This is a genomic window from Mesorhizobium sp. M0340, from assembly GCF_040321535.1.
Lineage (GTDB): Bacteria > Pseudomonadota > Alphaproteobacteria > Rhizobiales > Rhizobiaceae > Mesorhizobium.
Window position 1 is genome coordinate 243,985 of sequence record NZ_JAMYRR010000003.1, and the last position, 18,103, is coordinate 262,087.

Annotated in this window: 17 protein-coding genes; 16 read left to right on the plus strand and 1 reads right to left on the minus strand. The window is 63.3% G+C overall.

Features of this window, described 5'->3' with window-relative positions:
- The 12 genes from NKI79_RS05925 to trmB all read left to right on the plus strand — a co-directional run bounded on the left by NKI79_RS05925 (window position 1) and on the right by trmB (window position 11,986).
- Complete coding sequence (locus tag NKI79_RS05925; protein WP_352800426.1) at window positions 1-1,107, plus strand: DUF1513 domain-containing protein; 1,107 nt, start codon at window positions 1-3, stop codon at window positions 1,105-1,107.
- 159 nt (window positions 1,108-1,266) lie between these two features.
- Window positions 1,267-1,959: a tRNA (adenosine(37)-N6)-threonylcarbamoyltransferase complex dimerization subunit type 1 TsaB gene (gene tsaB, locus NKI79_RS05930; RefSeq protein WP_352800428.1), complete on the plus strand. Its 693-nt coding sequence runs from the start codon at window positions 1,267-1,269 to the stop codon at window positions 1,957-1,959.
- Window positions 1,959-2,453: a ribosomal protein S18-alanine N-acetyltransferase gene (gene rimI, locus NKI79_RS05935; RefSeq protein WP_254816257.1), complete on the plus strand. Its 495-nt coding sequence runs from the start codon at window positions 1,959-1,961 to the stop codon at window positions 2,451-2,453. Before tsaB ends, rimI begins: the two co-directional genes overlap by 1 nt.
- Window positions 2,454-2,474: 21 nt before the next feature.
- Window positions 2,475-3,275 carry a lyso-ornithine lipid O-acyltransferase gene (gene olsA, locus NKI79_RS05940; RefSeq protein WP_352800430.1) on the plus strand — a complete coding sequence of 267 codons (801 nt, stop codon included), beginning with the start codon at window positions 2,475-2,477 and terminating at the stop codon, window positions 3,273-3,275.
- A 62-nt stretch (window positions 3,276-3,337) separates the two neighbouring features.
- Window positions 3,338-4,747: a tRNA (N6-isopentenyl adenosine(37)-C2)-methylthiotransferase MiaB gene (gene miaB, locus NKI79_RS05945; protein ID WP_352800432.1), complete on the plus strand. Its 1,410-nt coding sequence runs from the start codon at window positions 3,338-3,340 to the stop codon at window positions 4,745-4,747.
- Window positions 4,748-4,830: 83 nt separating this feature from the next.
- Window positions 4,831-5,823, plus strand: coding sequence for a PhoH family protein (locus NKI79_RS05950; RefSeq protein ID WP_352464821.1), 993 nt, complete (start codon window positions 4,831-4,833; stop codon window positions 5,821-5,823).
- Window positions 5,824-5,840: 17 nt separating this feature from the next.
- Complete coding sequence (gene ybeY, locus NKI79_RS05955; RefSeq protein WP_352800434.1) at window positions 5,841-6,338, plus strand: rRNA maturation RNase YbeY; 498 nt, start codon at window positions 5,841-5,843, stop codon at window positions 6,336-6,338.
- Window positions 6,339-6,366: 28 nt separating this feature from the next.
- The gene (locus NKI79_RS05960) at window positions 6,367-7,440 is read left to right on the plus strand and encodes a hemolysin family protein (protein WP_254816261.1); all 1,074 of its coding nucleotides are present in this window, start codon (window positions 6,367-6,369) and stop codon (window positions 7,438-7,440) included.
- A 69-nt stretch (window positions 7,441-7,509) separates the two neighbouring features.
- Window positions 7,510-9,096: an apolipoprotein N-acyltransferase gene (gene lnt, locus NKI79_RS05965; RefSeq protein ID WP_352800437.1), complete on the plus strand. Its 1,587-nt coding sequence runs from the start codon at window positions 7,510-7,512 to the stop codon at window positions 9,094-9,096.
- A gap of 137 nt (window positions 9,097-9,233) precedes the next feature.
- The gene (locus NKI79_RS05970; protein ID WP_023676895.1) at window positions 9,234-9,653 is read left to right on the plus strand and encodes a helix-turn-helix domain-containing protein; all 420 of its coding nucleotides are present in this window, start codon (window positions 9,234-9,236) and stop codon (window positions 9,651-9,653) included.
- A gap of 330 nt (window positions 9,654-9,983) precedes the next feature.
- Window positions 9,984-11,273 carry a methionine adenosyltransferase gene (gene metK / locus NKI79_RS05975; RefSeq protein WP_023719567.1) on the plus strand — a complete coding sequence of 430 codons (1,290 nt, stop codon included), beginning with the start codon at window positions 9,984-9,986 and terminating at the stop codon, window positions 11,271-11,273.
- Between the two features lie 11 nt (window positions 11,274-11,284).
- On the plus strand, window positions 11,285-11,986 hold the full coding sequence (gene trmB / locus NKI79_RS05980) for a tRNA (guanine(46)-N(7))-methyltransferase TrmB (protein WP_352800439.1): 702 nt from the start codon (window positions 11,285-11,287) through the stop codon (window positions 11,984-11,986).
- A gap of 59 nt (window positions 11,987-12,045) precedes the next feature.
- Here trmB and NKI79_RS05985 read toward each other — a convergent pair whose 3' ends face one another.
- Window positions 12,046-12,210 (minus strand): hypothetical protein, encoded by a 165-nt coding sequence (locus NKI79_RS05985; RefSeq protein WP_254816264.1) that lies wholly within the window; start codon window positions 12,208-12,210, stop codon window positions 12,046-12,048.
- Between the two features lie 281 nt (window positions 12,211-12,491).
- Between NKI79_RS05985 and rimP the strand changes: the two genes are divergently transcribed.
- The 4 genes from rimP to infB are packed head-to-tail and all read left to right on the plus strand — an operon-like array spanning window position 12,492 to window position 18,019.
- Window positions 12,492-13,124, plus strand: a complete 633-nt coding sequence (gene rimP, locus NKI79_RS05990) for a ribosome maturation factor RimP (RefSeq protein WP_254816265.1) — start codon at window positions 12,492-12,494, stop codon at window positions 13,122-13,124.
- A 46-nt stretch (window positions 13,125-13,170) separates the two neighbouring features.
- Window positions 13,171-14,766: a transcription termination factor NusA gene (gene nusA / locus NKI79_RS05995; RefSeq protein WP_352800442.1), complete on the plus strand. Its 1,596-nt coding sequence runs from the start codon at window positions 13,171-13,173 to the stop codon at window positions 14,764-14,766.
- 38 nt (window positions 14,767-14,804) lie between these two features.
- Complete coding sequence (locus NKI79_RS06000) at window positions 14,805-15,455, plus strand: RNA-binding protein (protein WP_352800444.1); 651 nt, start codon at window positions 14,805-14,807, stop codon at window positions 15,453-15,455.
- Window positions 15,452-18,019 carry a translation initiation factor IF-2 gene (infB, locus tag NKI79_RS06005; RefSeq protein ID WP_352800446.1) on the plus strand — a complete coding sequence of 856 codons (2,568 nt, stop codon included), beginning with the start codon at window positions 15,452-15,454 and terminating at the stop codon, window positions 18,017-18,019. The genes NKI79_RS06000 and infB overlap by 4 nt, the downstream gene beginning before the upstream one ends.
- Window positions 18,020-18,103 lie beyond the last annotated feature (84 nt).

The following is an 18,103-nucleotide window of genomic DNA, read 5'->3' on the forward strand; positions in this document are numbered from 1 at the left end:
ATGAGGACGCCGCTGATCGATCGGCGCGATTTCCTGAGGGCCGCGGGCGCTGGTTTGGTGGCGGCGATGGCGCCGTCGGCCTGGGCAAATACACTCGACGCCGACGCGGTCTTCGCCACGGCTTTCGTCAAGCGCGACGGCAGCTATGGCGCGGCGGTCCTGTCCGAGGCCGGAAAGTTGTTGCACACGATCGATCTGCCCGATCGGGGCCACGACGTTACCTTCGACCCGGTGTCTAAGCGTTCGGTGGTGTTTGCCAGGCAGCCGGGCACCTTTGCTGTCGTCTTCGACCATACCGGCCGCGATGAACCGCACACCATTGCCAGCGCTGCCGGCCGGCATTTCTTCGGCCATGGCGTGTTTTCGGCCGATGGCACGCTGCTCTACGCAACCGAGAACGATTTCGACAATGCCGCCGGCGTCGTCGGCGTCTATGACGCGCATGCGAAATTCAAGCGTATCGGCGAGATCCCGACCTACGGCATGGGGCCGCACGAACTTCTGCTTCTCTCCGACGGCAGGACAATCGCTGTCGCCAATGGCGGCATCGAGACGCATCCGGATTATGGCCGCGCCGAGCTCAACATCGCGACGATGAAGCCTTCCTATGTTCTGGTCGACCGCCTGACCGGCGATCTCACCGAAAAGCACGAATTGCCGCCGGCGCTGCACCAACTGTCGATCCGCCATATGGATGCCGACCGGTCCGGCACCGTCTGGTTCGGCTGTCAGTACAGGGGGCCGGGTACCGATCGTCCCCCGCTGGTCGGCCGCGCGCCGCGCGGCATGGACTTGAAATTGCTCGACATGTCGCAGGACGTGCTCTCCGGCTTCAGGAACTATATCGGCTCGGTCGCGGCCAACCCTGCCGCCGGCACCATCGCCGTGTCTTCGCCTGAGGGGAATTCGCTTGCCGTGATCGACACGGGCAGCGGCCGCATCGTCGCCACCAAGGCGCTGGTCGAGGTTTGCGGCGTTGCGCCCGATGGGGAAAGCTTCATGGCGACGACCGGCGCCGGCGATATCGTCGAGTCCGGTGGCTCGATACGTTCCGAGCCGGACTATGTCTGGGACAATCACCTGCTGCGTTTCGCGCAGGTCGGCTAGTTCCGATACCTATTGTGGCGATTGGGTGCGTTGGAACTTACATTCTTGGACCCGCGCCGAAGCCAAGTCGCCTGACGATTTATCTATTATTCCCTTGCGGGGATCAGCTCTGGCGGGCAGAGGGAAGCTGTTTTCGAAACTGTCTCAACCGGCCGCTTCATGAAGTTGCTTGCCATCGACTGTGCCGCCAATCTCTGCGCCGCCTGCGTCTACGACGCGGCGGCCGGGAAAGAACTCGGCCGTTCGGTGCTCGATCTCGGCAAGGGTCATGCCGAGCATCTGATGGGTGTCATCGAAGGCGCGTTGAAGGCGGCCGGAAGCGATTATGCCAGCCTCGGCGCCATTGCCGTTTCAACCGGTCCGGGCTCCTTCACCGGACTGCGTGTCGGCGTCTCGGCGGCGCGCGGCCTGGCGCTGGCGCTGAAAATCCCGGCGATCGGCGTGACGACTCTGGAGGCACTGGCGGCAGAGACCGCAGCGATATTTCCCCGCCGCGCCGTGCTCGCAGCGCTCGATGCAGGCCGCGAGGAGATCCATGCGGCACTTTACGATGAGAGGTCGGTTCTGATCTATGGTCCGGCTGTGACCACACTCTCGCACGCCGCAGCCATGGCGGTCGACAGATCTGCTGCTCTCGCCGGCACGGCGGCAACCCAAATTGCCGCGGCGGCCGGACGCAGCTTCGATCTCGGCGGGACGGCGGCCACCGCCGACATCGCTGTCTATGCGCGGCTGGCCGCGGCCCAAGGTGCCGGTAAACACGGCGAGGGCGAAAAGCCGAAACCGCTTTATCTGCGGGGCGCCGACGCCAAGCCGCAGGCCGGCTTTGTTCTATCCAGGCAAAAAAACTGATGCGCATTCCATTCCTCCAGCCGCGTCGCAGGGACTATGCGATCGAGCCGCTGACGGTTGCCGACAGCGCGGCCATGTCGGTGCTGCATCGCGAGGATTTCGCGCGGCCGTGGACCGACGACGAATTCGCCGCGCTGCTCGAGCAGGACACGGTGTTCGGCTATGCCGCGCGCGAGACCGGACAGGGTGCCAAGCCGCCGGTCGGCTTCGTGCTGGCGCGGCTGGCCGCCGGCGAGGGGGAGATCCTGACGGTCGCAGTGGCACGCTCGCACCGGCGCCGGGGGCTCGGCTGGCAATTGATGGATGCGGTGCTGCGTGAACTGCACGCACAGCGCGCCGAGGCGCTTTTCCTTGAGGTCGACGAGACCAACGTCGCCGCGATCGCGCTCTACCGGCGGCTCGGCTTCCGCGAGGTCGGCAAGCGCGCCAACTATTACAAGTCGCCGGAGCACGGCCCGACCGGCGCGCTTGTCATGCGCCGCGATCTTCGCTAGCCAAACGCCGGGGTGGTGCGGATGATAGGAAAAATCAGGATTTTCCTGGCGCTGGGGCTGGTTGTCGTCGGCTCATTGGTGCTTGTGCCGCTGCAGGTCTTGTCGATGAAGACCGGGCTCTGGCGCGAGACCTTCATCCTGAAGATCTGGCACAGGATGATCGTCAGGGCGCTCGGGCTGCGCATCCATGTCAAAGGCGCGCCATCCGGCCAACGCCCATTGCTGATTGCTGCCAACCACATCTCCTGGACCGACATCATGGTGCTGGGATCGATGGTCGACGTGACGTTCATCGCCAGGGCCGACATGGCAGGCTGGCCGCTGATCGGCATGCTGTCGAAGCTGCAACGCACCGTCTTCATCGAACGTGAGCGCAAACGTTCGTCGGGCGACCAGGCGAGCGAGATCGCCCGCCGGATGGCCAAGGGGGACGCCATGGTGCTGTTCGCCGAAGGCTCGACCGGCGACGGCAACATGATCCTGCCGTTCAAGAGCACACTGTTCGGCGCCGCTACGATGGCGATTGCTGAAGGGGCGGCCGAACAGGTCTTCATCCAGCCGGTGGCGATCGTTTATACGCGCCTGCATGGCGTGCCACTCGGCCGCCGGCATCGGCCGGTTGCCGCCTGGATCGGCGATGAGGAACTGATGCCGCACCTCAAGGTGCTGATGGCCGAGGGCGCTCTCGACGTCGAGGTGCATTTTGGCGAAGCGATTGCTTTCTCCAAGGGCTCCAGCCGCAAGGAGACGGCAAAGCAGATGGAACGCCAGGTGCGCGAGATGGTGCAGGCGGCGCTCGCCGAACCGCGCCCGAGCCGGTAGTCTGCGCGGTACCGGCCAGATTCGTCTGTTTTTTGTCAGGGAAAGGCGCTAGAAGCCGCGAAATGGAATTGAACACGATAGAACGCGACGACATCGGCGCTGCCGCCGAAGACCTGGTCGTTCCGCCTGCCGCGACCAGGAAGGTCTTCGTCAAGACCTATGGCTGCCAGATGAACGTCTACGATTCGCAGCGCATGACCGATGCTCTGGCGACCGACGGCTATGTCGCGACAGACGCCGTTGGCGAGGCCGATCTGGTGCTGCTCAACACCTGCCACATCCGCGAGAAAGCGGCCGAAAAGGTCTATTCCGAACTTGGGCGCATCCGTGAGTTGAAGGCGGAACGTGCCAAGGCCGGGCGCGAAATGCTGGTCGGCGTCGCCGGCTGCGTGGCGCAGGCCGAGGGCGCCGAGATCATCCGTCGCTCGCCGGTGGTCGATCTGGTCATCGGCCCGCAGACCTACCACCGGCTGCCCGCTGTGCTGGCGAAGGCGCGGAGCGGAGAAAAGATCGTCGAGACCGACTATGCCGTCGAGGACAAGTTCGAACATCTGCCGCAGCCCAAGCGCGCCGAACTGATCAGGCGCGGCGTGACGGCGTTCTTGACCGTTCAGGAAGGCTGCGACAAGTTCTGCACCTTCTGTGTCGTGCCCTATACGCGCGGCTCGGAAGTCTCGCGGCCGGTGGCACAGATCGTCGCCGAGGCCGAGCGCTTGGCGGATGCCGGCGTGCGCGAGGTGACGCTGCTCGGCCAGAACGTCAACGCCTGGCATGGAAGAGGCGAAGACTGCGAGGAATGGGGCCTTGGCCGGCTGCTGTTCAGGCTCGCAGAGATTCCAGGTCTGGCGCGGCTGCGCTACACGACCAGCCATCCGCGCGACATGGACGATGAATTGATCGCCGCCCATCGTGATTTGCCTACGCTGATGCCCTATCTACATTTACCGGTGCAATCCGGCTCCGACCGCATACTCAAGGCGATGAACCGCAGGCATATGGCCAAGGACTACCTGACGTTGATCGACCGCATCCGTGCCGCGCGGAACGACATCGCACTGTCCGGCGATTTTATCGTCGGCTTTCCCGGTGAGACGGAAGCGGATTTCGAGGCGACGATGCAGTTGGTGGAAGACGTCAACTATGCCTCGGCCTTCTCGTTCAAATACTCTCCGCGGCCCGGCACGCCGGGCGCCGAAATGAACGATCAGGTGCCGGAGGCTGTCAAGGACGAGCGCCTGCAGCGATTGCAAGCACTGCTTCTGAAACAGCAGCAGCATTTCGGCGCAAGCCTGGTCGGCAGGACCATCGACACGTTGATCGAAAAGCCGGGCCGCCAGGCCGGCCAGAAGGTTGGCCGCTCGCCGTGGCTGCAGCCGGTTATTGTTGATGAAAAGGCTGGCGAAATCGGTGACATTATCCAGGTACGAATCACGAAGACGGGCTACAACAGCCTGTTCGCCGAATTGGCCTGAAGGCCTCGGCAGATGAGGAGAGACGGTTGAGCGCTGCTGAAGTCAAGAACCTGCCCCAGAATCTACCCTCCGGGGCCTCGGATATGGCGCACATCGTACTGACTTTCGACAATAACAAGCTTGCCAGCGCCCTTTACGGCCAGTTCGACGAGAATCTGGCCAGGCTCGAGCAGAAGCTCGGCGTCGACATCCGCTCGCGTGGCAACCAATTGACCATCAAGGGCTCTTCCTCGGCCGCCGAGCAGGCACGCCGCGCCTTGGACAATCTTTACGGCATTCTGCAGAAAGGCACTGATATCGGCCAGTCCGATGTCGACGGCGCGGTGCGCATGGCGATCGCCACCGACGACCAGCTGACGCTGCCGACGCTGGAGCGCAAGGGCAAGGTGTCCGCCGCCCAGATATCGACACGCAAGAAGACCATCTATGCCCGCTCGCTGAACCAGGACGCCTATATGCGCGCGCTGGAGCGGTCGGAACTCGTCTTCGGCATCGGCCCGGCCGGCACCGGAAAGACCTACCTGGCGGTGGCGCACGCGGCAATGCTGCTCGAACGCGGCATGGTCGAACGCATTGTGCTGTCGCGCCCTGCGGTCGAGGCCGGCGAACGGCTTGGCTTTCTGCCGGGCGACATGAAGGAGAAGGTCGATCCCTATCTGCGGCCGCTCTATGATGCACTCTACGACATGATGCCGGCCGACAAGGTCGAACGGGCGATTGCCGCCGAGGTCATCGAGATCGCGCCGCTGGCGTTCATGCGCGGCCGTACGCTGGCGCATGCCGCCGTCATCCTCGACGAGGCGCAGAACACCACGCCGATGCAGATGAAGATGTTCCTGACCCGGCTCGGCGAGAACTCGCGCATGATCGTCACCGGTGATCCGACCCAGATCGATCTGCCGCCGAACACCAAGTCCGGCCTGGTCGAGGCGCTGAGAATTCTCGACGGCGTTACCGGCATGGTGACGGTCCGCTTCAATGAAGGCGACGTCGTCAGACATCCGCTGGTCGCCGAGATCGTCAAGGCCTACGACCGTGACGGCAAGCTGGCCAGGGGCTTGGGTGTCGAAAGCTGATATGATTATGCGGCCGCATGGCTGAGAAGCAAAAGGCGGGAGGGCCGCTTCCCGTCGAGATCGATATCGCCATAGAAGCGGGCGACTGGCCCGGCGAGACGACGCTGACGCGGCTGGTCGACCACGCCGTATCGGCCGCCTTTGCCGAAACCGGTGCGGACGGTCGTTCCGAGCTCAGCATCGTCTTTTCCGACGATGCCCATATCCGTACGCTCAATGCCGGCTGGCGCGGCAAGGACAAGCCGACCAACGTGCTGTCTTTTCCGGCTTTTCCCTTTGCCAGGGGCGGGCCTCTGCCGCCGATGCTCGGCGACATTGTGCTGGCCGCCGAGACTGTCGCGCGCGAGGCGGCACTGGAAGACAAGCCCGTCGAGGACCATATCTCCCATCTCGTCATCCATGGCCTGCTGCATTTGCTGGGCTATGATCACGAAACGGATGCCGAAGCGGACCTGATGGAAGCGACAGAGCGCGCAGCACTTGCGAGGCTTGCCATTCCCGATCCCTACACGTAATTACAAAAGACCAATTGACCGGACGATGATGAACGACAAACCAGAGACTGCCGCCCGCTCCGACGCCGGCAGTGCGATCAAGCCTTCCGAAACGACGGAAGAGGGCTCGAGTCCGAGTACCACGACCGGCAGCTTCGCCAGCGAGGCATCGCCTGCCGGTCCTTCCCTGTTCGATCGCGTGCTCGGGCTTTTCAGGCACCGCAACGGCACCAGCCTGCGCGAGGAGATTGCCGGTGCGCTTGCCGAAACGGCGAGCGATGCAGAATCCTTCTCGCCCGGCGAACGCGCCATGCTCAACAACATCCTGCGCCTGCGCGAAGTGCGGGTCGAGGACGTCATGGTGCCGCGCGCCGACATCGAGGCGGTCGAGATCACGACGAAGCTCGGCGATCTTCTGGGGCTGTTCGAACAGTCCGGCCACTCCCGCATGCCGGTTTATTCGGAGACGCTCGACGACCCGCGCGGCATGGTTCATATCCGCGACGTGCTGGCGCATATCACCAAGGTCGCCCGCGTCAGAAAGGGCAGGACGACCAGGAAAACCCCGGTCGCGACGGTTCTCGATCTCGCCCAGGTCGATCTGGCGCGCACCATCGGCGATCTCAACCTGATCCGACCGGTGCTGTTCGTGCCGCCGTCGATGCTCGCCTCCGACCTGATGGGGCGAATGCAGACGACGCGCACCCAGATGGCGCTGGTCATCGACGAATATGGCGGCACCGACGGCCTCGTCTCGCTCGAGGACATCGTCGAGATGGTAGTCGGCGACATCGAGGACGAGCACGACGAGGACGAGCCGATGATTACACAGGCCGGCGAAGGCGTCTTCATCGTCGACGGCAAGGCCGAGATCGACGATGTCGCCAAGATGATCGGCGAGGATTTCGCCGCCGGCGAGCACGGCGAATATGTCGACACGATCGGCGGCATGATCTTCAACACGCTTGGCCGGGTGCCGGCGCGCGGCGAAGTGGTGCAGGCCATACCCGGCTTCGAGTTCCATGTGCTCGACGCCGATCCGCGCCGCGTCAAGCGCGTGCGCATCGTCGAGACCCTGAAGGGCGAGCGGCGGCGCCGCGCCGTCCGCACCGAGCAGGCTTAGGGTTTGTTTGGAGCCAAGCCCGCGGCCTGATAAATCTTGCTTCCTGATTCGCACGACTCGGAAGCATTGATGGAGCGCCAGGCCGGCCGGATAATTCTGCTTTGGGGCTGGCGGCGCGCGCTGGTGGCGTTTCTTGCCGGGGCGCTGGCGGTTCTTGCCCAGGCGCCTTACGATTTCTTCGCCGTCTGCTTCGTTTCGTTCCCACTGCTGGTGTGGCTTCTCGATGGCGCGACCGGCGAAGCCTCGGACGGTTTTCTGCGGCGCTTGCGGCCGGCTTTCGCCGTCGGCTGGTGGTTCGGTTTCGGCTACTTTCTTGCCGGTCTCTGGTGGGTCGGCTCGGCGCTTCTGGTCGAGGCCGACAGCTTTGCCTGGGCCTTGCCGTTCGCGGTGGTCGGCATCCCCCTCGCGCTGGCCTTCTTTTACGGTTTCGCTGCCGTGGTTGCCCGGCTGTTGTGGAGCAACGACATCGGCCGCATCGCCGCGCTCGCCTTCGGCTTTGCGCTGGCGGAATGGCTGCGCGGCTTCCTGTTCACCGGCTTTCCGTGGAATGCCGTCGGCTATGCGGCGATGCCGGTGCCTTTGCTGATGCAGAGCGTCTCGGTGACCGGCATGGTCGGCATGAACGCGCTGGCGGTCTTCGTCTTCGCGCTGCCGGCGCTGCTTGCGGCGCGCCAGCATCTTCGCCTCGGCGCGGCGTTGCTTGTCGTTCTCGTCGCCGCCCATGCCGGCTTCGGCTATATCCGGCTCGCCGCCCCCGAAAAACCGGCGGCCCATAGCCTCGACGTCCGTATCGTGCAACCTGCCGTCGATCTCACGGAAAAATGGGATGCCTCGGTGCGTGACCGCATCTTCGCCACCATGATGGGGCTTTCGGCCAAGGCACCGGAACCCGGCCATGACAGGCCGCAATTGATCCTGTGGCCGGAGACCTCCGTGCCGTTTCTGTTCACCGAACGTCCGGATGCCTTGCCTGCCATCGGAGAGATGCTTGGCGATGGCCAGATGCTGGTTGCCGGCGTCGTTCGCGAGGAAGGCGGCTCGGCGGCCCGCAGCCGTTACTACAACTCGGTCGTGGCGATCGACGACAGGGGCGAAATCGTCGATGCCGTGGACAAGGTCCACCTGGTGCCCTTCGGCGAATATCTGCCTTTCGCCGATCTGCTCGGCCGCTTCGGGCTTGAGCAGCTTGTTGCCGGTCCGATGACCTTCGCGGCGGGCAATGAGCGGCACCCGATCACGCTGCCCGGCGGTATCCGAGCGCTGCCATTTATTTGCTATGAGGTCATCTTCTCCGATCTCGTCGCGGTTGACGCAACGTCAGCCGAGCTTATTGTGAACGTCACCAATGACGCCTGGTTCGGCGACACGCCAGGGCCGTACCAGCACTTCAGGCAGGCGCAGATCCGGGCGGTGGAGAATGGGGTACCCCTGTTGCGCGCGGCTAATAACGGCATTTCGGCCGTTGTCGACCCGCGCGGCCGCATCGTCGACGCGCTGGCAATCGATGCACGCGGCGCCATCGATGTGCGTGTGCCGATCTCCAACCAAGCCATCGTTTCCTCCAGCCAACGACGCATTAACGGAATGCTGATCATGTTTTTGCTCGCCCTAGCGGCATGCATTTTGAACGTAAGGCAAAGGCTACGGGCGAATTGACAGCCGACACATTAGAAACTCATACTGTAAGCGCCTGAAAATTTTCGAAGTCGATAAGGTCGTTCTGTTGGGGCACGGGCCGCGGCGTCGTTTGGGCAGCAAAATAGAAAAAGCCGGAAAAATTCGGCGAGGACAAAATGACAGAAGAAAACAAGAAAAAGCCGAATCCGATCGACATCCACGTCGGAAGCCGCATCCGGCTTCGCCGCAATATGCTGGGAATGAGCCAGGAAAAACTGGGCGAAAACCTCGGCATAACGTTCCAGCAGATCCAAAAGTACGAAAAAGGCACCAATCGCGTCGGCGCCAGCCGTTTGCAGGCAATCGCCTCCATACTCGGCGTGCCCGTCGCCTTCTTTTTCGAGGATGCGCCCGGTCAGGAGCCCGTGGGCAACCGTGGATTTGCCGAGGATGCGTCGATGACCTCCGCCGTCGAATTCTGCGGCAGCCCGGAAGGGCTCCAGCTGAACCGCGCCTTCGTCAAGATCGCCGACGTGAAAGTGCGCCGTAAGATCATTGAGCTTGTGAAGTCGCTCTCCACCGACGAGGTCGATTGACTGGCTCGCGAAGAGTTCAAGAGGTAGAGTTCGTCGTCGCTGGGCACGCAATTTCTCGCGCTTGCCTGCATCGAGGGATGTGCATTCCGCCGATGCGCTAAAGCGCGGATCGATTTTGCTCGACACGCTTCCTCGACGCCGTTTTCCCTCAGTCTGTTGGCGCAAGGGCTGATCGCAGTGCGCCCTGCCGCCGTCTCGGGATGCAAAGATAAATAACGTCAAAATTCATGCCAGAACGGCTGCATGGCTTGACGAGCGGCGCCCGGCACCGTTAACAACTGGCGCGCCAAAATCGGCGGCCTGCCGATATTTTTTCAAGAGGGGACACCCGTGACGCGGCACAATTACTTCTTCACCTCGGAATCTGTTGCCGAGGGCCATCCCGACAAGGTCTGCGACCGCATCTCCGACGAGATTGTCGATCTCGTCTATCGCGAAGCCAGAAAGACCGGCATGGACCCGTGGAAGGTCCGCGTTGCCTGCGAGACGCTTGCGACAACCAATCGCGTTGTCATCGCCGGCGAGGTGCGCGTCCCCGAGACGCTGCTCAAGAAGGACAAGGAGGGCAATGTCCTGAAGGATGCGGCCGGCCATCCGATTGTCAACCCGGCCAAGTTCAAGTCGGTCGCCCGCAAGGCAATCCGCGAAATCGGCTACGAGCAGGCCGGCTTCCACTGGAAGACGGCCAAGATCGAGGTCCTGCTGCACGGCCAGTCGCCGGATATCGGCCAAGGCGTGGACAACGCCTCCGACCGGCAAGGTGAGGAGGGAGCCGGCGACCAGGGCATCATGTTTGGCTATGCCTGCCGCGAAACCCCGGACCTGATGCCTGCGCCGATCTATTACAGCCACAAGATCCTCGAATTGCTGGCCGCTGCGCGCCATGAAGGCAGCGGTGATGCAGGCCGGCTCGGGCCGGATGCCAAGAGCCAGGTCACGGTCCGCTATGTCGACGGCAAAGCGGCGGAAGTGACGCAGATCGTGCTGTCGACCCAGCATCTCGATGAGACATGGGATTCGAAGAAGGTGCGCAACGTCGTCGAGCCCTATATTCGCGAAGCACTGGGCGACCTGAAGATCGCCGACAATTGCAACTGGTACATCAACCCGACCGGCAAGTTCGTCATCGGCGGGCCCGACGGCGACGCCGGGCTGACCGGCCGCAAGATCATCGTCGACACCTACGGTGGGGCTGCGCCCCATGGCGGCGGCGCTTTCTCCGGCAAGGACACCACCAAGGTCGACCGCTCGGCCGCCTATGCGGCGCGCTATCTCGCCAAGAACGTGGTTGCCGCGAAGCTCGCCGATCGCTGCACTATCCAGCTTTCCTATGCGATCGGTGTCGCCCAGCCGCTGTCGATCTACGTCGACCTCCACGGCACCGGCAAGGTCGACGAGGCAAAGCTCGAGCGTGCACTGCGCACCGTGATGGACCTGTCGCCGTCCGGCATCCGCCGCCACCTCGATCTCAACAAGCCGATCTATGCCAAGACGTCGTCTTACGGCCATTTTGGCCGCAAGGCCGGCCGCGACGGATCCTTCTCCTGGGAGAAGACCGATCTCGCCAAGGCGCTCAAGGACGCTCTCGCCGAACCGGTCGCCGAAGCAGTCGCCGCCTAACCGCGGCGCCTATGGACCCGAAGGACCGGCCAAGCCGTGCGACCGAGGCGTTTTTCGGTCGCCGGCGCGGCAAGACCATTCGACCACAGCAGGCAGCGGCGCTGGAGAGCGGCTTTGCCGCCTACAAGCTCGATCTGACGGTTGAACCGCCGGCCGATCTGCGCAGCCTTTTCGAAGCCGGAGTTTCCGCTGTCCAGCTCGAAATCGGTTTTGGCGGCGGCGAACATCTTCTGCACCGTGCTACGGCCAGCCAGGCGACCGGCTTTATCGGCGTCGAACCTTTCGTCAACGGGATGGCCAAGATGATGATGGCGGTCCGGGAGCGGCCGCTTGCCAATCTGCGCGTCTATGATGACGACGCCACGCGCCTGCTGGACTGGCTGCCGCAGGCTTCGCTTGACGGCATTGACCTCCTCTATCCGGATCCGTGGCCGAAGAAGAAGCACTGGAAGCGGCGCTTAGTCAGCCCGGTCAATCTCGACCGCTTCGCGCGCGTCCTGAAGCACGGCGGAAAGTTCCACTTTGCGTCCGACATCGACAGCTATGTGAACTGGACGCTCCTGCATTGCCGGGCGCACGGCGCCTTCACGTGGCAGGCGAGCGAAGCAGCCGACTGGCATCGGCCCTATGATGGCTGGCCGGGGACGCGCTATGAGGCCAAGGCCATTCGCGAAGGCCGACGGCCCGCCTATCTGACCTTCGTGCGAAAATAAGCGGGAAATTAGAGCTGAGCACAAGGCGAGCGGCCGAAGGCTCTCGGCGCTCACTTGGCTCAGAAGCGACGGATCTTGTCGAAGGCTGCCGGCTCCATGCCGAGATTGCGCAGATCATGCGCACGCGGCTTGCGACCGTTTTCCACAGCCCGCGACGCTGCTACGGCGCTGCCGAACACGCTAAAGACATCGCCTATGGCTGAAAAAAATCCACGATTGTTCATGATCGTACCCTTTCGAGCGCAGTGAGCGCTCCAATTGTGCAATGCAACATAGATAGTCGTGCGTGGCCGGTGCTCAAAGGGGGATAACTGCATGGGCGCCATGCATTTGGCGCAGCGCTGCGGACTCGGAGCCTTGCCGTCATGCACGACGGGCTTGAAACGAGAACCACGATCGTCTATATCAGCTTCAAATTCTTGGTCGGTATGACGAAGAGTGGGTCCACCCGGTCCCGCTCTTTTTTATTACCTGCCGACCAACCGAAATCGAGTGACAGGACCGAATGACAGTGACGGCAAGCGAAGGCGACGACCGCATCATCCGCGAAAGCGGCATCGATGCGCGCATCGCGCTGATCGTTCAGCCGGTACTGCGCGCCATTGGCTTCCGCTTGGTACGTGTGCACCTGTCGGGCCAGAACGGGCTGACGCTGCAGATCATGGCCGAGCGCGAGGACGGCACCATGACGGTCGAGGATTGTGAAGAGGTCAGCCGGGCGGTGTCGCCGGCGCTCGATGTCGATGATCCGATCGAGAAGGCTTATCATCTCGAAGTGTCGTCGCCGGGCATCGACCGGCCGCTGGTCCGCAAATCGGACTTTGCAGCCTGGGCCGGCCATCTGGTGAAGATGGAGACGTCTGTTCTCGTCGCCGACCGCAAGCGCTTCAAGGGCAAGATCGCCGAAAGCGACGCGGACGGTGTGGTGATCGAGCGCGACAAGGCCGCTTACGGCGAGGAGCCGACGGTGCGTGTTCCCTACGATGCGATTGCCGAAGCGCGGCTGGTTCTGACCGACGATCTTATCCGCGATGCACTGTCGAAGGACAACCGGGCGCGCAAGGAAGCCAGGAAACGCCGCGGCGAACCCGAAGACGCACCAGCGGGTGCGGAAGACGAAACCGAACAGGAAATGTGATTGGGCTGCCGGCGGTAAGGTCGGCGACAAGCTCGGGAGAAAGAAGATGGTTGTAAGCGCCAACAGGCTTGAACTGCTGCAGATCGCCGATGCGGTCGCGCGTGAAAAGTCGATCGACAAGTCGATCGTCATCGCCGCCATGGCCGATGCGATCCAGAAGGCCGCGCGCTCGCGCTACGGCCAGGAAACCAATATCCGGGCGGATATCAATCCGAATACCGGCGAGATGAAGCTGCAGCGGCTGATGGAAGTGGTCGAGAAGGTCGACGACTACGCGTCCCAGATTGCCATTTCCTCGGCGCGCGAGCGAAATCCGGACGCCCAGCTCGGCGATTTCATCGCCGAACAGCTGCCGCCGATGGATTTCGGCCGCATCGCCGCCCAGTCGGCCAAGCAGGTCATCGTGCAGAAGGTGCGCGAGGCCGAGCGCGACCGACAATATGACGAATACAAGGACCGTATCGGCGAGATCGTCAACGGCACCGTCAAGCGCGTCGAATACGGCAACGTCATCGTCGATCTCGGCCGCGGCGAAGCGATCATCCGCCGCGACGAGCTGATTCCGCGCGAAAACTACAAGTATGGCGATCGCGTCCGTGCCTATGTCTATGACGTGCGCCGCGAACAGCGCGGTCCGCAGATCTTCCTGTCGCGCACCCATCCGCAGTTCATGGCGAAGCTGTTCACCATGGAAGTGCCGGAAATCTACGACGGCATCATCGAGATCAAGTCGGTCGCCCGCGATCCGGGTTCGCGCGCCAAGATCGCTGTCATCTCGCGCGACAGCTCCATCGATCCGGTCGGTGCCTGCGTCGGTATGCGCGGCAGCCGCGTCCAGGCGGTCGTCGGTGAATTGCAGGGCGAGAAGATCGACATCATTCCGTGGTCGCCTTCGGCGGCGTCCTTCATTGTCAATGCATTGCAGCCGGCGGAAGTCGCCAAGGTCGTGCTCGACGAGGATGCCGAGCGCATCGAGGTCGTCGTTCCCGACGATCAGCTGTCGCTGGCCATTGGCCGCCGCGGCCAGAACGTCCGTCTTGCCTCGCAGCTCACCGGCTGGGATATCGACATCCTGACCGAGCAGGAAGAGAGCGAACGCCGCCAGAAGGAATTCGTCGAACGGTCGTCGCTGTTCATGGAAGCCCTCGACGTCGACGAGATGGTCGGCCAGGTGCTCGCTTCCGAAGGCTTCACCAGCGTCGAGGAAGTCGCGTATGTCGATTCCGGCGAAATCGCGTCGATCGACGGCTTCGACGAGGACACGGCTTCGGAAATCCAGACCCGCGCCCGCGAATATCTGGAGAAGATCGAAGCCGAGCACGACGAGAAGCGCAAGGCCCTCGGCGTCAAGGACGAATTGCGCGAGATTCCCGGCATCACCACCGCCATGATGGTGACGCTCGGCGAGGACGGCGTGAAGACGATCGAGGATTTCGCCGGCTACGCCGCCGACGACCTGACCGGTTGGAAAGAACGCAAGGACGGCGAGACGAAGGTATTCCCGGGTGTGCTCGCCAACCATGGCGTATCACGCGCCGATGCCGAGCAGATGGTCCTGGCGGCTCGCCTGAAGGCTGGCTGGATCACCGAAGACGAGCTTGCCGCCGAGGGCGTGCCGGCCGACGAAACCGTCGGTGCGTGAGGTGAAACCGCATCGCACCGAACCCGCCCTTGGACGAGATGAACGATCGCACCTGCATCGTCACCCGCAGGCAAGCCGAACCGGATGAACTGATCCGTTTCGTCGTCGGCCCGGATTCGGCCGTCGTTCCGGACATCAAGAGAAACCTGCCCGGCCGCGGTTGCTGGGTGACGGCCGACCGCCTACATATAGACAAGGCAGCGGCGAAAAACCTGTTTGCCCGTGCTTTCAAGGCGCAGGTGAGCGTGCCAGCCGATCTTGGCGGTATGGTCGACGCGCTGCTTTCCAGGTCCGCTCTGGGCATGCTTGGCTTGGCCCGCAAGGCGGGCGCCATAGCGCTCGGAGCGACCAAGGTCGAGAGCGCCGTGCGCGGCGGACTTGCACTTTTCGTGCTCCACGCGACCGAGGCTTCCGACGATGGCGTCCGCAAGATAAGCCAGGCGCGACGGGCAACGGTCCACCTCGGCGGGCCTGCGATCCGCGCTTATAAACTTTTCTCCGAGGCCGAGTTGAGCTTGGCATTGGGGGGTTCAAATGTGATACATGCTGCCGTTCTCGCGGGAGACGCGGGCAGGGCGGTCCAGAAGCGCATGGTTGCGCTCGACCGATATCGGGGCGGTTCCCCGGACGATCTGGCAATGCTTGCGGCCGTTGCTGACGAAGATGATGCCGCAGAGGATATGGAATGAGCGATACGAAATCGGGCGACGACAAGACGCTGAGTGTTACGCCGAAGAAGACCTTGACGCTGAAGCGCCCCGGTATGGAACAGGGCACGGTGCGCCAGAACTTCTCGCATGGCCGCACCAAGTCGGTGGTCGTCGAGACCAAGAAGCGCAAGTTCTCGCTGCCTGGCGACAAGCCGGAGCCGGCGGCAGCGCCTGTGTCCGTTTTCACGCCGAAGCCGGTCGCGGCAGCGCCTGCCGTGCAGGAAGCTCCCAAGGCGCCGCCGCCTCCTCCGCCGCTCGAACGCGGCGGCATGGTGCTGAACGAGTTGTCGCGCCAGGAAATGGAAGCACGCCGCCGGGCTCTCGAGGGCTCGAAGGTCCGCGACGTCGAGGATCGCCAGCGCGCCATCGAGGAGGCCAAGCGCCGCAGCGAGGACGAAGAGCGCCGCCGCCGCGAGCGCGAGGAATCGGCTCGCCGTCAGGCCGAGGAAGAGGCACGGCTGCAAGCCGAGGCCGAATCCCGCCGCCGTGCCGAGGAAGAGGCGCGCCGCCGTGCGCCGCTCGCCGCCGAACTGGCGACAGTCGATGACGAGGAAGAGGTCAAGCCGAAGCGGACCGGTGCCGGTGCACCAGTGCGCCGTCTGGTCACGCCCGAAGTGGCGCGTCCTGCCAAGCCGACCAAGGGCGAGGAAGACCGCCGCCGCGGCAAGCTGACGCTGAATTCGGCTCTTTCCGACGAGGATGCGCGCGCCCGCTCGCTCTCGTCGATGCGCCGTCGTCAGGAGAAATTCAAGCGCGCGTTGCATAACGAGCCACGCGAGAAAGTCATGCGTGAAGTGATCCTGCCCGAAACCATCACCATCCAGGAGCTGGCGCAGCGCATGTCCGAGCGCGCTGTCGACGTGGTCAAGTTCTTCATGAAGCAGGGCCAGATCCTGAAGCCTGGAGACGTCATCGACGCCGACACGGCCGAACTGGTCGCCACCGAATTTGGCCACACGGTCCGCCGCGTCGCCGAGTCCGACATCGAAGAGGGCTTGTTCAACATCGCGGATCGTCCCGAGGACCTGCAGCCGCGTCCGCCGGTGGTAACGATCATGGGCCATGTCGATCACGGCAAGACCTCGTTGCTCGATGCCATCCGCAATGCCAACGTCGTGTCCGGCGAAGCCGGCGGCATTACCCAGCATATCGGCGCTTATCAGGTCGAGAAGAACGGTCACAAGATCACGTTCATAGACACGCCCGGCCACGCCGCCTTCACGGCGATGCGTGCCCGCGGTGCCCAGGCGACCGATATCGCCATCCTCGTGGTGGCAGCCGACGACAGCGTCATGCCGCAGACGATCGAATCGATCAATCACGCCAAGGCGGCCGGCGTTCCGATAATCGTGGCGATCAACAAGATCGACAAGCATGACGCCGATCCGCAGAAGGTGCGCTCGGAACTGCTGCGCCACGAGGTGTTCGTCGAATCCATGGGCGGCGAGGTGCTGGATGTCGAGGTGTCGGCGACCAAGGGCATCAATCTCGACAAGTTGCTCGAAGCGATCCTGCTGCAGGCCGAAATCCTCGACCTGAAGGCCAATCCGGATCGCACCGCCGAAGGCGTGGTCATCGAAGCCCAGCTCGACAAGGGCCGCGGCCCGGTCGCTACCGTGCTGGTGCAGACCGGCACGTTGATGCCGGGCGACATTCTCGTCGCCGGCAACGAATGGGGCCGGGTACGCGCGCTCGTCAATGATCGCGGCGAGCAGGTCAAGGAAGCGCGGCCGGCAATGCCGGTGGAAGTCCTCGGTCTGCAAGGTACGCCGCTGGCCGGCGACCGCTTCGCCGTTGTCAACAACGAGGCCCGAGCCCGCGAGATCACCGAATATCGCCAGCGTCTGGCGCGCGAGAAGGCGGTGGCCAGACATGCCGGCCAGCGCGGCTCGCTTGAACAGATGATGTCGCAATTGCAGACCAGCGGATTGAAGGAATTCCCGCTGGTCATCAAGGGCGACGTGCAGGGTTCGATCGAGGCGATCAACGCAGCGCTCGACAATCTCGGCACCGACGAGGTGCGCGCGCGCATCGTCCATGCGGGAGCTGGCGGCATCACCGAAAGCGACGTGTCGCTGGCGGAAACCTCGGGGGCTGCGATCATCGGCTTCAACGTTCGCGCCAACGCGCAGGCCCGCGCAGCCGCGGCTGCGGCAGGCATCGAGATCCGCTACTATTCGATCATCTACAATCTGGTCGATGATGTGAAAGCGGCGCTCTCCGGCCTGCTCTCGCCGGAGCGTCGCGAGACCTTCATCGGCAATGCCGAGATCCTCGAAATCTTCGACATCACCAAGGTCGGCAAGATCGCCGGCTGCCGTGTCACCGAAGGCAAGGTCGAGCGTGGTGCGGGCGTGCGCCTGATCCGCGACAATGTCGTCATCCACGAAGGCACGCTGAAGACCCTGAAGCGCTTCAAGGACGAAGTTTCGGAAGTTCCGGCCGGCCAGGAATGCGGCATGGCCTTCCAGAACTACGAGGACATGCGCGCCGGCGACGTCATCGAGTGCTTCCGCGTCGAGATGGTGACCAGGACGCTGTAGTGTCGGCATATGGAGCAAGAACGAAGCCTTGAGTACCGCTTTGTTCTGTCTCCTGCCGATTTTTCAGGGGTCTACTCAAGGGCG

Excerpts from the sequence above, each read along its gene's own strand:
- NKI79_RS05925 (WP_352800426.1), top strand. The coding sequence starts at position 1 with ATGAGGACGCCGCTGATCGATCGGCGCGATTTCCTGAGGGCCGCGGGC.
- tsaB (WP_352800428.1), top strand. The coding sequence starts at position 1,267 with ATGAAGTTGCTTGCCATCGACTGTGCCGCCAATCTCTGCGCCGCCTGC.
- rimI (WP_254816257.1), top strand. The coding sequence starts at position 1,959 with ATGCGCATTCCATTCCTCCAGCCGCGTCGCAGGGACTATGCGATCGAG.
- olsA (WP_352800430.1), top strand. The coding sequence starts at position 2,475 with ATGATAGGAAAAATCAGGATTTTCCTGGCGCTGGGGCTGGTTGTCGTC.
- miaB (WP_352800432.1), top strand. The coding sequence starts at position 3,338 with ATGGAATTGAACACGATAGAACGCGACGACATCGGCGCTGCCGCCGAA.
- NKI79_RS05950 (WP_352464821.1), top strand. The coding sequence starts at position 4,831 with ATGGCGCACATCGTACTGACTTTCGACAATAACAAGCTTGCCAGCGCC.
- ybeY (WP_352800434.1), top strand. The coding sequence starts at position 5,841 with ATGGCTGAGAAGCAAAAGGCGGGAGGGCCGCTTCCCGTCGAGATCGAT.
- NKI79_RS05960 (WP_254816261.1), top strand. The coding sequence starts at position 6,367 with ATGAACGACAAACCAGAGACTGCCGCCCGCTCCGACGCCGGCAGTGCG.
- lnt (WP_352800437.1), top strand. The coding sequence starts at position 7,510 with ATGGAGCGCCAGGCCGGCCGGATAATTCTGCTTTGGGGCTGGCGGCGC.
- NKI79_RS05970 (WP_023676895.1), top strand. The coding sequence starts at position 9,234 with ATGACAGAAGAAAACAAGAAAAAGCCGAATCCGATCGACATCCACGTC.
- trmB (WP_352800439.1), top strand. The coding sequence starts at position 11,285 with ATGGACCCGAAGGACCGGCCAAGCCGTGCGACCGAGGCGTTTTTCGGT.
- NKI79_RS05985 (WP_254816264.1), bottom strand. The coding sequence starts at position 12,210 with ATGAACAATCGTGGATTTTTTTCAGCCATAGGCGATGTCTTTAGCGTG.
- rimP (WP_254816265.1), top strand. The coding sequence starts at position 12,492 with ATGACAGTGACGGCAAGCGAAGGCGACGACCGCATCATCCGCGAAAGC.
- nusA (WP_352800442.1), top strand. The coding sequence starts at position 13,171 with ATGGTTGTAAGCGCCAACAGGCTTGAACTGCTGCAGATCGCCGATGCG.
- NKI79_RS06000 (WP_352800444.1), top strand. The coding sequence starts at position 14,805 with ATGAACGATCGCACCTGCATCGTCACCCGCAGGCAAGCCGAACCGGAT.
- infB (WP_352800446.1), top strand. The coding sequence starts at position 15,452 with ATGAGCGATACGAAATCGGGCGACGACAAGACGCTGAGTGTTACGCCG.